Raw genomic sequence first — 18,482 nt, 5'->3', positions numbered from 1 at the left:
CGTCAAGCTTATGCACTAAATTTTTTAAAGTACGTCCAGACTGCTTTGGCGAGAGCGCCATCAGGTCCATGGAAGTCAACTGAACGTGACACCCGGAGAAGTCTTCAATGAGCAGTGTTGTTGCCATCGTCAAAAGCATTGTTGGTCAGGTTTTCGCGGTGTCCCCAGAGGGCGTCCGTCGCGTACTCGTTGAAGGCGATCGGCTGTTTGTCGGCGATCAGGTAGACACCGGTGCCGCTGGCGCCGTAACCCTCGAACTGGCTGATGGCCGGACCCTGGACCTGGGCCGCGACACTCAATGGAGTGGCACCGATCCGGATTCCAGCACTGACCTGGCAGAAGCCACTGCACAAGCCGCGCCATCGGTTGAAGAACTGCAGCAAGCCATCGTTGCCGGCGCCGACCCGACCACAGACCTCGAAGCCACCGCTGCCGGCCCGACCGCAGCAGGCGGCGACGGCGCGGCCGGTGGTGGCCACAGCTTCGTCATGCTGGACGCGACCGCTGGCCGGGTAGACCCGACCATTGGCTTCCCGACCGCAGGCATCGGCGCTGCCGGGGCTGTCACCCAGAACACCATTGGCGGCCAGAACACCATTGGCGGCCAGACCACCAATAACGCCAACATCGTGCAGGCATCGACCCTGAGCCTGACCGCCACGCCGACCATCACCGAGGCCGGTGGCGTACTGGTTTACACCGCATCCCTGACGCAGGCACCGACCAGCGACCTGACCATCACTCTGTCCAACGGCTCGGTGATCGTGATCCAGGCCGGCCAGACCACCGGCACCGTCAACGTCCCATTGGCGCCGAATGACACCGTCTATAACGACGCGACCCAGATCGACGTCACCGTCACCGGCATCGCTGGCGGCGCCGGCATCGTGGTTACCACGCCGACCGTGCCGGCCACGACCCAGGTCACTGACACCATCGACACCACCACTGTCACGCTGACGGCGGGCGGCAGTGTCACTGAAGGCGGTCAGATCACTTACACCGCGACACTGACTAACCCGGCGCAGACGCCGGTTACCGTCACGTTGTCCAATGGTTCGACTATCACCATTGAAGCGGGCAAGACCACTGGCACTGTGGACGTTCCGACGCCTGCCAATGACGTTTACCAAAATGGCAGCACCGTCACGACCACGATTACGGGTACAACTGGCGGTAACTTCGAGAATCTGGTGCCGAACCCGGCGCCAGCAGTCACGACTATTACTGATTCGGTCGACACCACGACTGTCACGCTGACAGCAGGCTCGACCGTGACTGAAGGCGGTCAGATCACCTACACCGCGACACTGACCAACCCGGCGCAGACGCCGGTCACCGTCACGTTGTCCAATGGCTCGACCATTACCATTGAAGCGGGCAAGACCACCGGCAGCGTGGACGTTCCGACGCCAGCCAATGATGTCTATAACAATGGCAGCACCGTCACGACCACGATCACCGGCACCACCGGCGGTAACTTCGAGAACCTGGTGCCGAACCCGGAGCCAGCGGTCACGACCATCACCGATTCGGTTGATACCACCACCGTCACGCTGACAGCGGGCTCGACTGTCACTGAAGGCGGTCAGATCACCTACACCGCGACACTGACCAACCCGGCGCAAACCCCGGTTACCGTCACGCTGTCCAACGGTTCGACCATCACCATCGAAGCCGGCAAGACCACTGGCACTGTGGACGTTCCGACGCCTGCCAATGACGTTTACCAAAATGGCAGTACCGTCACGACCACGATTACCGGCACAACTGGCGGTAACTTCGAGAATCTGGTGCCGAACCCGGCGCCAGCGGTCACGACTATTACTGATTCGGTTGATACCACGACTGTCACGCTGACAGCGGGTTCAACCGTTACTGAAGGCGGTCAGATCACCTACACCGCGACACTGACCAACCCGGCGCAAACCCCGGTTACCGTCACGCTGTCCAACGGTTCGACCATCACCATCGAAGCCGGCAAGACCACTGGCACTGTGGACGTTCCGACGCCAGCCAATGATGTCTATCAAAACGGCAGCACCGTCAGCACTACCATTACCAGCGCAACCGGTGGCAACTTCGAGAACCTGGCGCCAAACCCGGCTCCAGCGGTCACGACCATCACCGATTCGGTTGATACCACTACCGTCACGCTGACAGCGGGTTCCACCGTTACTGAAGGCGGTCAGATCACCTACACCGCTACCTTGACTAACCCGGCGCAGACGCCGGTTACCGTCACGCTGTCTAACGGTTCGACTATCACCATTGAAGCCGGCAAGACCACTGGCTCGGTGGACGTTCCGACGCCAGCCAATGATGTCTATCAAAACGGCAGCACCGTCAGCACTACGATTACCAGCGCAACTGGTGGCAACTTCGAACAGTTGATCCCGAACCCGGCTCCGGCCGTGACGACCATTACCGATTCGGTTGACACCACTACCGTCACGCTTACGGCTGGCTCGACTGTCACTGAAGGCGGTCAGATTACTTACACAGCGACACTGACCAACCCGGCGCAGACGCCGGTTACCGTCACGCTGTCCAACGGTTCGACCATCACCATCGAAGCCGGCAAAACCACCGGCACTGTGGACGTTCCGACGCCAGCCAATGATGTCTATCAAAACGGCAGCACCGTCTCGACCACCATCACTGGCGCAACCGGCGGCAACTTCGAACAGTTGACCCCGAATCCGGCGCCAGCAGTCACGACCATCACCGATTCGATCGACAACACCGGCCTGAGCCTCACCGCCACCGGCACCGTCGTCGAAGGCGGCCAGATCACCTACACCGCGACGCTGACCAATCCGGCCGGCACGCCGATGACTGTGACCTTGAGCAACGGCTCGGTCATCTCCATCGAAGCAGGTAAAACCACAGGCAGCGTTGTCGTCGATACTCCGCCGAACGACGTCTACAACAACGGCAGCACCGTCAGCACTACGATCACCGGCACCACCGGTGGCAATTTCGAGCAGCTGACCCCGAGCGCCGAGCCGGCGCTGACCACCATCACCGACTCGAAAGACACCACTACCCTGAGCCTGAGCGCGACTGAGTCCGTGGCTGAAGGCGGTTCGATCGTTTACACCGCCAATCTGACCAACGCCGCCGGCACTCCGGTGACCGTGACCCTGAGCAACGGCGCGGTGATCACTATTGCCGCTGGCGCTACCAGCGGTTCAGTGACTGTCGCCGCACCTGCCGATGACGTCTATAAAGACGCCGGCAAGGTTGAAGTCACCGTTAAAGACGCTACCGGTGGCAACTTTGAAAACCTGGCCACTGATCCGACTCCAGCGGTGACCAACGTCACCGACACCATCGACACGTCGGTAGTGACCCTGACCGCGACGTCGACCGTGGCTGAAGGCGGCACCGTGGTATACACCGCATCCGTCGGCGCTCCAGTGACCGGCGCGCCGGTCATCGTGACGTTGGCCAACGGTCAGACGATCACCATCGACATCGGCAAAAGCTCCGGCACCGTCAACGCTGTCGCACCGAACGATGTGCTGAATGGCCACGCACCGCTGACCACTTCGATTACCGACGTGAGCGGTGGCAACTACGAAAACCTGGTCGCCAACAAGACGCCGGTTTCGACCGAGGTCACTGATACTGCCGACACCACTACCCTGAGCCTGAGCGCAACTGACTCCGTGGCTGAAGGTGGTTCGATTGTCTACACCGCTACCCTGACCAACGCCGCTGGCACTCCAGTGACCGTGACCCTGAGCAATGGCGCGGTGATTACCATCGCGGCTGGCGCCACCAGCGGCAACGTCACCGTCGCTGCCCCGGCCGATGACGTCTATAAAGACGCTGGCAAGGTTGAAGTCACCGTTAAAGACGCCACCGGTGGCAACTTCGAAAACCTGGCCACTGATCCGGCTCCAGCGGTGACCAACGTCACCGACACCATCGACACGTCGGTTGTGACCCTGACCGCGACATCGTCTGTTGCCGAAGGCGGCACGGTGGTTTACACCGCATCCGTCGGCGCTCCAGTGACCGGTGCTCCGGTTGTCGTGACCCTGGCCAACGGTCAAACCATCACCATCGACATCGGCAAAAGCTCCGGCACCGTCAACGCCGTCGCGCCGAACGATGTGCTGAATGGCCACGCGCCGCTGACCACCTCGATCACTGATGTGAGCGGCGGTAACTACGAAAACCTGGTCGCCAACAAGACGCCGGTTTCGACCACCGTAACTGATACTACCGACACCACCACTCTGAGCCTGAGCGCAACTGACTCCGTGGCTGAGGGTGGTTCGATTGTCTACACTGCGACTCTGACCAACGCCGCCGGCACTCCGGTCACCGTGACCCTGAGCAACGGCGCGGTGATCACCATTGCTGCCGGCGCCACCAGCGGCAACGTCACCGTCGCCGCGCCTGCCGATGACGTCTACAAAGACGCCGGAAAGGTCGAAGTCACCGTTAAAGATGCCACCGGTGGCAATTTCGAAAACCTGGCCACTGACCCGACTCCGGCGGTGACCAACGTCACTGACACCATCGATACTTCGACCGTCACCCTGACCGCCACCAGCACAGTGGCCGAAGGCGGCACGGTGGTTTACACCGCATCCGTCGGCGCTCCAGTGACCGGCGCCCCGGTTGTCGTGACTCTGGCTAACGGCCAGACGATCACCATCGACATCGGTAAAAGCAGCGGCACCGTTAACGCCGTCGCGCCGAACGATGTGCTGAACGGCCACGCGCCGCTGACCACTTCGATTACCGACGTGAGCGGCGGCAACTACGAAAACCTGGTGGCTGATAAGACACCGGTTTCGACCACCGTCACTGACACCGCCGACACCACCACCCTCAGCCTGAGCGCAACTGACTCCGTAGCTGAAGGCGGCCAGATTACCTACACCGCAACCTTGACCAATGCGGCCGGTACACCTGTGACTGTCACGCTGAGCAACGGCGCCGTGATCACCATCGACGCCGGTAAAACCACTGGCACCGTGACCGTCGCAGCGCCAGCCGATGACGTCTACAAAGACGCCGGCAAGGTTGAAGTCACCGTTAAAGATGCTACTGGCGGCAACTTCGAAAACCTGGCTACTGACCCGGCTCCGGCGGTGACCAATGTCACCGACACCATCGACACTTCAACCGTTACGCTGACCGCTACCAACAGCGTCGCCGAGGGCGGCACGGTGGTTTACACCGCATCCGTCGGCGCTCCAGTGACCGGCGCCCCGGTTGTCGTGACCCTGGCTAACGGTCAGACGATCACCATCGACATCGGCAAAAGTTCCGGCACCGTCAACGCCGTCGCACCAAACGACGCGCTGACCGGCCACGCACCGCTGACCAACTCGATCACCGACGTGAGCGGTGGCAACTACGAAAACCTGGTCGCCGACAAATCACCAGTTTCGACCACCGTTACCGACACCGCCGACACCACCACGCTGAGCCTGTCGGCGACTGACTCGGTCGCCGAGGGCGGTTCGATCGTTTACACCGCCAATCTGACCAACGCCGCTGGCACGCCAGTGACCGTGACCCTGAGTAACGGCGCGGTGATCACCATCGCCGCCGGCGCCACCAGCGGTTCCGTGACCGTCGCCGCACCGGCTGATGACGTCTATAAAGACGCCGGCAAAGTCGAAGTGACCGTTAAGGATGCAGCGGGCGGCAACTTCGAAAATCTGGTCACCAGCCCAGCGCCAGCCGTTACCGACGTGACGGACACCATCGATACCTCGACGGTCAACCTGACCGCCACCAGCACCGTGGCTGAAGGCGGCACTGTCGTTTACACCGCGTCCGTGTCTGCCCCTGTCACTGGTTCGCCAGTGGTCGTCACTCTGTCCAACGGTCAGATCATCACCATTCCAGTTGGCGCGAGCAGCGGTTCCGTCAACTTCGTGGCGCCGAACGATGCCCTGGCGGGCGGCGGCTCCCTGAGCGTCAAGATTGATGATGCGAAGGGCGGCAACTACGAGAAGCTGGACGTTGACGCCAAACCGGCTGAAACCTCGGTTACCGACACGCCAGACACCACGAACCTGAGCTTGAGCGCAACTGACTCCGTAGCTGAAGGCGGCCAGATTACCTACACCGCGACCTTGACCAACGCTGCCGGCACACCAGTGACCGTCACCCTGAGCAACGGCGCCGTGATCACCATTGATGCCGGTAAAACCACTGGCACCGTGACCGTTCCAGCACCGGCTGATGACGTCTATAAAGACGCTGGCAAAGTCGAAGCGACGATTTCCACCGCAACCGGTGGCAACTTCGAGAACCTGGTGCCGAGCACGGCTCCAGCGGTGACCAACGTCTCCGACACCATCGACACCTCGACCGTCACCCTGACTGCGACCAACAGCGTTGCTGAGGGCGGGACCGTCGTTTACACCGCGTCGGTGGGCGCTCCAGTAACGGGCGCTCCAGTCATCGTGACTTTGGCCAACGGCCAGACCATCACCATCGACATCGGCAAAACCACCGGCACCGTCAACGCTGTCGCACCGAACGACGTGCTCAATGGCCACGCGCCGTTGACCAACTCGATCACCGACGTGAGCGGTGGCAACTACGAAAACCTGGTCGCTGACAAAACACCGGTCAGCACAACCGTCACCGACACACCGGACACCACGACCCTCAGCCTGAGCGCGACCGATTCCGTGGCTGAAGGCGGTTCGATCGTTTACACCGCGACACTGACCAATGCAGCCGGCACTCCGGTGACTGTGACCTTGAGCAACGGCGCCGTCATCCTCATCGCCGCCGGCGCCACCAGCGGGAACGTAACCGTCGCGGCCCCGGCCGATGACGTGTACAAAGACGCCGGCAAAGTGGAAGTCACCGTCAAAGATGCAACCGGTGGCAACTTCGAAAACCTGGCCACTGACCCGGCGCCAGCCGTGACCAACGTCACCGACACCATCGACACATCGGTTGTAACCCTGACCGCGACGTCGACCGTGGCTGAAGGCGGCACCGTGGTTTACACCGCGTCCGTCAGCGCTCCAGTCACCGACGTGCCAGTCGTCGTCACCCTGTCGAACGGCCAGACCATCACCATTCCGGTCGGCGCGAGCAGCGGTTCCGTCAACTTCGTGGCCCCGAACGACGCCTTGGCGGGCGGTGCCTCCCTGAGCGTCAAGATTGATGATGCGAAGGGCGGCAACTACGAGAAGCTGGACGTTGACGCCAAACCAGCGGAAACCTCGGTTACCGACACGCCAGACACCACGAACCTGAGCCTGAGCGCGACTGACTCGGTAGCTGAAGGCGGCCAGATCACTTACACCGCGACCTTGACCAATGCGGCCGGCACTCCGGTGACCGTGACCCTGAGCAATGGCGCCGTAATCACCATCGACGCGGGCAAAACCACCGGCACCGTCACTGTTCCAGCGCCAGCCGATGACGTTTATAAAGACGTCGGCAAAGTCGAAGCAACGATTTCCACCGCTACCGGCGGTAACTTCGAGAACCTGGTACCGAGCACCGCTCCAGCGGTGACCAACGTCTCCGACACCATCGACACCTCGACCGTCACCCTGACCGCGACCAACAGCGTCGCTGAAGGCGGCACTGTGGTTTACACCGCCACCGTCGGCCAGCCAGTCACTGGCGCCCCGGTTGTTGTGAACTTGGCCAACGGTCAATCGATCACTATCGACATCGGCAAAACCACTGGCACCGTCAACGCCGTCGCGCCGAACGACGTGCTCAATGGCCACGCACCACTGACCAACTCGATCACCAACGTCAGCGGCGGCAACTACGAAAACCTGGTCGCTGACAAAACACCGGTCAGCACCACCGTGACCGATACCACCGACACCACCAACCTGTCGCTGAGCGCGACCGGCACCGTGGATGAAGGCGGCCAGATCACTTACACCGCGACCCTGACCAATGCAGCCGGCACCCCAGTGACCGTGACGCTGAGCAACGGCGCCGTGATCACCATCGACGCAGGTAAAACCACCGGCACTGTGACCGTCGATGCGCCGAAGGACGACGTTTATAAAGATGCCGGCACCGTTGAAGCGACCATCAAAGGCGCGACCGGTGGCAACTTCGAGAACTTGGTCAGCAGCGACACCCCGGCGGTTACCACCGTCAATGACACCATCGACACCAGCACCGTATCGCTGACCGCCACCGCGAACGTCGCCGAAGGCGAAACCGTGGTCTACACCGCGTCCGTTACCGCTCCGGTGACCGGCGCGCCGGTTGTGGTGAGCCTGTCCAACGGCCAGACCATCACCATCCCGGTGGGCGAAACCAGCGGCAGCGTGAATTTCATCGCGCCGAACAGCCCACTGGCGGGCGGCACGTCCCTGAGCGTGAAGATCGACGGCGCCACCGGCGGCAACTACGAAAAACTGGAAGTGGACGGCAAGCCTGCGGACACGGCGGTCAGCGATACGCCTGACACCACGACCCTGAGCCTGAGCGCGACCGATACCGTGGCCGAGGGCGGCTCGATCGTCTACACCGCAACCCTGACCAATGCGGCCGGCACTCCGGTAACCGTGAGCCTGAGCAATGGCGCGGTGATCACCATCGCCGCCGGCGCCACCAGCGGCACCGTAACCGTCGCTGCCCCGGCTGATGACGTCTACAAAGACGCCGGCAAGGTTGAAGCCACGATCAAGGACGCCAGCGGCGGCAACTTTGAAACCCTGGCAACCAATCCGACGGCGGCCGTGACCAACGTCACCGACACCATCGACACTTCGACGGTCAACCTGACTGCCACGTCGACCGTTGCCGAAGGCGGCACCGTGGTCTACACCGCGTCCGTTACCGCTCCGGTGACCGGCGCGCCAGTCGTCGTCACCTTGTCGAACGGCCAGACCATCACCATTCCAGTCGGCGCGAGCAGCGGCAGCGTGAACTTCGTTGCACCGAACGATGCACTGGCGGGCGGCGGCTCCTTGAGCGTCAAGATTGATGATGCGAAGGGCGGTAATTACGAGAAGCTGGAAGTTGATGGTAAACCGGCGGAAACCTCGGTTACCGATACGCCAGACACCACGACCCTGAGCCTGAGCGCGACTGACTCGGTGGCCGAAGGTGGATCGATTGTTTACACCGCGACATTGACCAACGCGGCCGGCTCGCCGGTGACCGTGACCTTGTCGAACGGTGCAGTGATCACCATTGAAGCCGGTAAAACTACCGGCACCGCGACTGTTCCAGCGCCAGCCGATGACGTCTACAAAGATGCCGGCAAAGTCGAAGCCACGATCTCTACCGCTACCGGCGGTAATTTCGAGAACCTGGTGCCAAGCACTGTTCCGGCGGTGACCAATGTCACCGACACCATCGACACCTCGACGGTCAAACTGACGGCTACCGACAGCGTGGCTGAAGGTGGAACCGTCGTTTACACCGCGACGGTCGGCCAGCCAGTCACTGGCGCCCCGGTTGTCGTGACTTTGGCCAACGGTCAATCGATCACCATCGACATCGGCAAAACCAGCGGTACCGTCAACGCTGTCGCGCCAAACGATGCATTGACTGGTCATGCGCCACTGACCAACTCGATCACTGACGTGAGCGGTGGTAACTACGAGAATCTGGTGGCTGATAAGACGCCGATTTCGACCACGGTTACTGACACGACTGACACCACGAACCTGAGCCTGAGCGCGACTGACTCCGTTGCTGAGGGCGGTTCGATCACCTACACCGCGACCCTGACCAACGCTGCTGGCTCGCCGGTCACCGTTACTCTGTCGAACGGCGCCGTGATCACCATTGAAGCCGGTAAAACCACTGGCACCGCGACTGTTCCTGCGCCAACCGATGACGTTTACAAAGACGCCGGCAAAGTCGAAGCGACGATCTCCACCGCTACCGGCGGCAACTTCGAGAATCTGGTACCGAGCACAATTCCGGCAGTGACTAACGTCACCGATACCATCGACACTTCGACCGTCAAACTGACCGCCACCGACAGCGTTGCTGAAGGCGGCACCGTGGTTTACACCGCGACGGTCGGCCAGCCAGTTACTGGCGCCCCGGTTGTCGTGACTTTGGCCAACGGTCAATCGATCACCATCGACATCGGCAAAACTTCGGGCACCGTTAACGCCGTCGCGCCAAACGATGCGCTGACTGGTCATGCGCCACTGACCAACTCGATCACTGACGTGAGCGGTGGTAATTACGAAAATCTGGTGGCTGATAAGACACCGGTTTCGACTACTGTCACTGACACGGCCGACACCACCAATCTGACCTTGAGCGCTACCGATTCGGTCGCTGAAGGCGGTTCGATCACCTATACCGCGACCTTGACCAACGCCGCTGGCTCGCCAGTGACTGTGACCTTGTCGAACGGTGCTGTGATCACCATCGAGGCCGGTAAAACTACCGGTACTGCGACTGTTCCGGCGCCGACTGATGACGTCTATAAAGACGCCGGCAAAGTTGAAGCGACGATCTCCACCGCTACAGGCGGTAATTTCGAGAACCTGGTACCGAGCACGGTTCCAGCGGTGACCAATGTCACTGACACCATCGACACTTCGACCGTCAAACTGACCGCCACCGACAGCGTTGCTGAAGGCGGCACCGTGGTTTACACCGCGACGGTCGGCCAGCCAGTGACTGGCGCCCCGGTTGTCGTGACTTTGGCCAACGGTCAATCGATCACCATCGACATCGGTAAAACCACCGGCACCGTTAACGCCGTCGCGCCAAACGATGCGCTGACTGGTCATGCGCCACTGACCAACTCGATCACTGACGTGAGCGGTGGTAACTACGAAAACCTGGTCGCCGACAAAACTCCGGTTTCGACTACGGTTACCGACACGACTGACACCACCAACCTGTCCTTGAGCGCTACCGACTCGGTCGCCGAGGGCGGTTCGATCACCTACACCGCGACCTTGACCAACGCGGCCGGTTCGCCAGTGACGGTAACCTTGTCGAACGGTGCTGTGATCACCATCGAAGCCGGTAAAACCACCGGCACCGCGACTGTTCCTGCGCCAACCGATGACGTTTACAAAGACGCCGGCAAAGTTGAAGCGACGATTTCTACTGCTACCGGTGGCAACTTCGAGAACCTGGTGCCAAGCACGGCTCCAGCGATCACGAACGTTACTGACACCATCGATACCTCGACCGTCAAACTGACCGCCACCGACAGTGTTGCTGAAGGCGGAACCGTGGTTTACACCGCGACTGTCGGCCAGCCAGTTACTGGCGCCCCGGTTGTCGTGACTTTGGCCAACGGTCAATCGATCACCATCGACATCGGCAAAACCTCGGGCACCGTCAACGCTGTCGCGCCAAACGATGCACTGACCGGCCACGCTCCGCTGACCAACTCGATCACTGATGTGAGCGGTGGTAATTACGAAAATCTGGTGGCTGATAAGACACCGGTTTCGACCACGGTTACCGACACGACTGACACCACCAACCTGTCTTTGAGCGCTACCGACTCGGTCGCCGAGGGCGGTTCGATCACCTACACCGCGACCTTGACCAACGCGGCCGGTTCGCCAGTGACGGTAGCCTTGTCGAACGGTGCTGTGATCACCATCGAAGCCGGTAAAACCACCGGCACCGCGACTGTTCCTGCGCCAACCGATGACGTTTACAAAGACGCCGGCAAAGTTGAAGCGACGATTTCTACTGCTACCGGTGGCAACTTCGAGAACCTGGTGCCAAGCACGGCTCCAGCGATCACGAACGTTACTGACACCATCGATACCTCGACCGTCAAACTGACCGCCACCGACAGTGTTGCTGAAGGCGGAACCGTGGTTTACACCGCGACTGTCGGCCAGCCAGTTACTGGCGCCCCGGTTGTCGTGACTTTGGCCAACGGTCAATCGATCACCATCGACATCGGCAAAACCTCGGGCACCGTCAACGCTGTCGCGCCAAACGATGCACTGACCGGCCATGCGCCACTGACCAACTCGATCACCAATGTCAGCGGTGGTAACTACGAGAATCTGGTGGCCGACAAAACCCCGGTCAGCACCACCGTGACCGACACCCCGGACGCCACGACCCTCAGCTTGAGCGCGACTGACTCCGTGGCTGAAGGCGGTTCGATTGTCTACACCGCGACATTGACTAACGCAGCCGGCTCGCCGGTCACCGTGACCTTGAGCAACGGCGCCGTCATCCTGATTGCCGCCGGCGCCACCAGCGGCAACGTGACCGTCGCCGCTCCGGCCGATGACGTCTACAAAGACGCCGGCAAGGTTGAAGCCACGATCAAGGACGCCACCGGCGGCAACTTCGAAAACCTGGTCAAAGACCCGTCGGCCGCAGTCACAAGCGTCACCGACACCATCGACACCAGCACCGTATCGCTGACCGCCACGTCGACCGTCGCTGAAGGCGGCACCGTCGTCTACACCGCGTCCGTGAGTGCGCCAGTGACTGGCGCCCCGCTTGTCGTGACGCTGTCCAACGGCCAGACCATCACGATCGACATCGGTAAAAGCAGCGGCACGGTCAATTTCGTCGCGCCAAACGATGCCCTGGCTGGCGGCAGTTCGCTGAGCGCCACCATCAAGGATGCGACTGGCGGTAATTACGAGAAACTGGACGTCAATGCTGACCCTGCCAAAACGACTGTCACTGACACGGTGGATAACACCAATCTGTCGCTGACAGCGACCGACACCGTGGCTGAAGGTGGCCAGATCACTTACACCGCGACCCTGACCAATGCGGCCGGCACACCTGTGACCGTCACACTGAGCAACGGCGCCGTGATCACCATCGACGCCGGTAAAACCACTGGCACCGTGACTGTCGCGGCTCCGGCTGATGACGTTTATAAAGATGCGGGCAAGGTTGAAGTTACGGTCAAAGATGCAACGGGTGGCAACTTCGAGAACCTGGTGCCGAGCACTGTTCCAGCCGTCACCAACGTCACTGACACCATCGACACTTCGACCGTCAAACTGACGGCAACCGGTACTACGGCTGAGGGCGGCACCGTCACCTATACCGCGACGGTTGGGCAGCCAGTGACTGGTTCTCCAGTGACCGTGACTTTGGCCAACGGCCAAAACATCACCATCGACATCGGCAAAACCTCCGGCACCGTGACCACCCTCGCGCCGAACGACGTGTTGACCGGTCACGCACCGCTGACTAACTCGATCACCAACGTCACTGGCGGTAACTACGAGAACCTGGTTGCTGACAAAACCCCGGTCAGCACCACCGTGACGGACACTGTCGACACCACCAATCTGTCGCTGAGCGCCACTAACACCGTGGCCGAAGGCGGTCAGATCACCTACACCGCAACCTTGACCAACGCGGCTGGCTCGCCAGTCACCGTGACCCTGAGCAATGGCTCGGTGATCACCATCGACGCGGGCAAAACCACCGGCACCGTGACCGTTCCGGCTCCGGCTGATGACGTTTACAAGGACGCCGGCACCGTCCAGGCAACGATCACCACCGCTACCGGTGGCAACTTCGAAAGTCTGGTACCGAGCACCGTTCCGGCAGTGACCAGCGTCACCGACACCATCGACACCTCGACCGTCAAACTGACGGCAACCGGTACTGCGGCTGAGGGTGGCACCGTCGTTTACACCGCGACTGTCGGCCAGCCAGTGACTGGCTCGCCGGTAACTGTATCGCTGGCTAACGGCCAGACGATCACCATCGACATCGGTAAAACCACCGGCACCGTGAACGCCATCGCGCCAAACGATGTACTCAATGGCCATGCACCGCTGACCAACTCGATCACCAACGTGAGCGGCGGCAACTACGAAAACCTCGTAGCCGACAAGACGCCGGTCAGCACCACCGTTACTGATACCGTCGACACCACCAACCTGTCGTTGAGCGCAACCGGCTCGGTCGCCGAGGGTGGCCAGATCACCTACACCGCCACCCTGACCAACGCCGCTGGCTCGCCAGTGACCGTGACCCTGAGCAATGGCTCGGTGATCACCATCGACGCGGGTAAAACCACTGGCACCGTGACCGTTCCTGCACCAGCCGATGACGTTTACAAGGACGCCGGCACCGTCCAGGCAACGATCACCACCGCTACCGGTGGCAACTTCGAAAGCTTGGTGCCGAGCACCATTCCAGCGTCTACCAGCGTCACTGACACCATCGACACATCGACGGTCAAACTGACTGCGACGGGCACTGCCGCTGAAGGTGGCACCGTCACCTACACCGCGACTGTCGGGCAGCCAGTAACTGGCTCTCCAGTGACTGTGACTTTGGCCAACGGCCAAAACATCACCATCGACATCGGCAAAACCACCGGCACTGTGACCACCCTCGCGCCAAACGACGCGTTGACCGGCCACGCACCGCTAACCAACTCGATCACCAACGTGAGTGGCGGTAACTACGAAAACCTGGTTGCCGACAAAACCCCGGTCAGCACCACCGTAACCGACACCGTCGACACCACCAACCTGTCGTTGAGCGCAACCGGCTCGGTCGCCGAGGGTGGCCAGATCACCTACACCGCGACCCTGACCAACGCCGCGGGCACGCCCGTGACCGTGACGCTCAGCAACGGCTCGGTGATCACCATCGACGCCGGCAAAACCACCGGCACCGTGACGGTTCCAGCTCCGGCTGATGACGTGTACAAGGATGCCGGCACCGTCCAGGCGACGATCACCAACGCCACCGGCGGCGGCTTCGAAAACCTGGCGACCAACAACACGCCAGCCGTGACCAACGTCACCGACACCATCGACAAAACCGAAGTCAGCATCACCGGCAGCACCTCGGTGACCGAAGGCCAGACCGCCAGCTACACCGTCAGCCTGACGCACCCGGCGCAAACCGACGTGACGCTGAAAATCGTCTACAGCGGCACCGCCGCCGACGGTTCGGACTTCACCGGCGTGTACACCGTGAAGATTCCGGCCGGCGCCAGCAGCGCCAACTTCAACGTGGCAACCATTGACGACAAGATCACCGAAGGCACCGAAAATTTCGTGGTCAAGATCGACTCGGCCACTGGCGGCAACTTCGAGAACCTCGCGGTCAGCGCCACCAACGGCAGCGTCAGCACCTCGATCATCGACAACGATGCGCCGCCGGTCATCGATCTGGATGCCAACAACTCCAGCGGCGCCACCGGTGCCAATTACAACGTGACCTTCACCGAAAACACCCCAGGTGCGGGCGTGTCGATTGCCGACACCGATCTGAAGATCACCGACCCGGACAGCACCATGCTGACCGGCGCGACCGTGGTGCTGACTAACCGTCAGGATGGCGATGCGCTGAACCTGGGCAACAGCGTCAACGGCATCACCATTAATGCCAACAGCACCAATGGCACCGTGACGCTGACCTTGTCGGGTAACGCGACGCTGGCCGATTACATGCAGGCGATCAAGAACATCAGCTTCACCAACAGCAGTGAAGACCCGAGCACCGTGCCGCGGATCATCACCGTGACCGTGACCGATGGCGGCAACTACTCGAACGTCGCGACCACCACCGTCAACGTGGTGGCCGTGAACGACGCGCCAACCGCTGCACCGGTCAACGTCACCGGCACTGAAGACACCCCGCTGATCCTCGGCTGGTCGACCTTCGGCGTCAGCGATGTCGACAGCCCGGCCGCGAGCCTGGGCGTGAAAATCACCGGCCTGCCTGGCGAAGGCAAGTTGCAGTACCTGAACGGTTCGACCTGGACCGACGTTACTAACAATCAGACCATCACCAAGGCTGACATCGACGCCGGCAAGCTGCGCTTCACCCCGGACGCCAACGAATCCGGCACCAATGGCTACGGCGGCACCGGCCTGGGCAACAATCAGGCGGACTACGCGCAGATCAAGTTCCAGCCAACCGATGGCCAACTGCTGGGCAACACTGGCACGGTGAAAATCGACATCACGCCAGTGGCCGATGCACCGTCCCTGACCGTGGCGGACAACAGCGTCAAATCCACCGGGCTGATCAAGGAAGTCTGGACCGGTCTGTCGGGCCTGGGCACTGATGGCAGCGGTGCGCCGACGGCCACGCTCAAATCGGTTATCGACGCGGCAGGCACACCGAACTCCAGCACCACCGTGACCAACGTGCAGTCCGACGGCAGTGTCACGGCAGGCACCGCTTCGAAAACCTCCGGACTGATCTACCTCGAAGCCGGCAAGACCTACACCTTCAGCGGCTCGGGCGATGACAGCTTGCTCGTCACGGTCGGCGGCAAGAACGTCGCGTCCGCCCTGTGGGGTTCGGGCGGTAATCTGAGTGGTTCGTTCACTCCGACCGCCAGCGGCTACTACACCCTGGACATCTACCACCACAACCAGAGTGGCCCGGGCAGCTATGACGTCAACCTGTCGGTCAACGGCGGCACCGCCATCGACCTGAGCAGCGCCGGCGTTCCGCTGTACACCGGCGTGGCGGATCTGGCCGCTTCCGGCGTGACCGTCTCCGACTTGCACGGTACCAACGGCGAGGGTTACTACGACGGCTACAAACTCAACACAGGCTTCGAAGGCACCAGCGTTCACCTGTCCGCGATCAACACCGCACTGACCGACACCGACGGCTCCGAAAGCCTGAGCGTGAAAATCAGCGGCATCCCGGCGGGCTCGGTCCTGACTGACGGTGCGGGTCACACCTTCACCGCCACCGCGACCTCCGGCGAAGCCAACGTTACCGGCTGGAGCCTCGGCTCCCTGACCGTGACCCCGCCGACCTACTACAACGGCCAGTTCAACCTGACCGTGACCTCGACCTCCACCGAGGCCCTGGGCGGTTCGGCAATCACCACGGCGCAGATCCCGGTCACCGTTTACCCAGCAACCTACAACGCAATCACCGCTACGTCGGCGAGTGACACCATCAGCGGCACCGACGGCAACGACATCATGATCGCCGACATCGGCGGCCTGACCGTGGTGCCGGGCACCAACTACAACATCGCCTTCATGGTCGACAGTTCGGGCAGCATGAGCGCGTCGTCGATCAGCGCCGCGAAAGACTCGCTGACCTCGGTGTTCAACACCCTCAAGCAGAGCATGGGCGGCAACTCGGGCACCGTGAACGTCTTCCTGGTGGACTTCGATACCCAGGTCAACAAGTCGGTGGCGGTCAACCTGAACGATCCGAATGCACTGACCTTGCTCAAAGCAGTGCTGAACTCGATGTCGTCCGGCGGCGGCACCAACTATGAGGACGTGTTCAAGACCACGGCCAACTGGTTCCAGAGCGCTGATGCGGTGGCTAACACCGGGGCGAAGAACCTCACCTACTTCATCACCGACGGCCAGCCGACCTACTACCAGAGCGGCGAGCAGACCAACCCGACGCTGTACGGCAACGTGAAGCTCGACGACGTGGTGAAAACCAGCAACTACAAGCCGGGCGACACGTTCTCCACGAACATCGACAGCACGCACATCCTGAACATCAACAGTGCGGGTGTCGCGACGCTGCAAACCTACAATTCGTGGTGGGGCTGGAGTTCAAGCAACCTGGGCACCGTTCACGCTCAAGGCGATGGCACCTATGAGTTGTCGAGCCTGGCGGGCAGCGGCAACAGCACCAGTTCGACCACCACCGACAACTCCAACAGCAGTTTTGCGCTGCTGGGCAACCTGTCGAATGTCGAGGCCATCGGCCTCAACAGCGGTGTCAGCCTCAACGATCTGAAACCGTACGACTCGGACAAATCGCCACAAACCAACATCGACCCGAAAGACCTGGCCAACTCGATCATCGGTCACACCGAAGCGACGTTGCCAGGTTCCGACACGGTCAGCGGCGGTAATGGCAACGACATCCTGTTCGGCGATCTGGTGAGCTTCAACGGCATCGCCGGCGAGGGTTACCAGGCCATGCAGGCGTTCGTCGCCCAGCAAACCGGCGTGGACGTCAGCAAAGTTACCACCAGCAACGTGCACCAGTTCATCACCGAGCACTACACCGCGTTCGACGTGTCCGGCGCCCACGACGGCAACGACACGCTGTTGGGCGGTGCGGGCAATGACATTCTGTTCGGCTCGGGCGGTAACGACACGCTCGATGGCGGCAAGGGCAATGACATCCTGCTCGGCGGCACCGGCAACGACACGTTGATCGGCGGTTCGGGCAACGACATCCTGATTGGCGGCTCGGGTGCCGACACCTTTGTGTGGAAGGCGGGCGACACCGGCAGCGACGTGATCAAGGACTTCAAGGCCAGCGAAGGTGACCGTATCGACCTGCGCGATTTGTTGCAGGGCGAAACCGGCAGCACCATCGACAACTTCCTGAAGATCACCACGGTCGATGGCGTGTCGTCGTTGCAGGTCAGCTCGGCCGGCAAGTTCAACTCGGCAGATGCTGCGGCAGCAACACCGGATGTGACGATCAAACTGGAAGGCAACAACTGGTCTACCGCCAACCTGCACAACCTGATTGCCGGTAGCGATCCGACCATCAAAGTCGACCACAACAACAGCTGATGCCAGGTAAAACGGCCGCCCTTA

General features: G+C 61.3%; 1 protein-coding gene. It reads left to right on the top strand.

The features are described 5' to 3' along the window. Positions 1-107: 107 nt before the first annotated feature. Positions 108-18,458, top strand: a complete 18,351-nt coding sequence (locus LOY68_RS00670) for a retention module-containing protein (protein ID WP_265042415.1) — start codon at positions 108-110, stop codon at positions 18,456-18,458. The last annotated feature ends 24 nt before the right edge of the window (positions 18,459-18,482 follow it).

The organism is Pseudomonas sp. B21-053 (genome assembly GCF_026016365.1).
Classification (GTDB): Bacteria; Pseudomonadota; Gammaproteobacteria; order Pseudomonadales; family Pseudomonadaceae; genus Aquipseudomonas; species Aquipseudomonas nunensis.
This window is presented reverse-complemented; position numbering and strand designations above follow the sequence as displayed.

Bases quoted from the DNA above. Each gene is read 5' to 3' on its own strand.
- LOY68_RS00670 (WP_265042415.1), top strand. From the start codon at position 108: ATGAGCAGTGTTGTTGCCATCGTCAAAAGCATTGTTGGTCAGGTTTTC.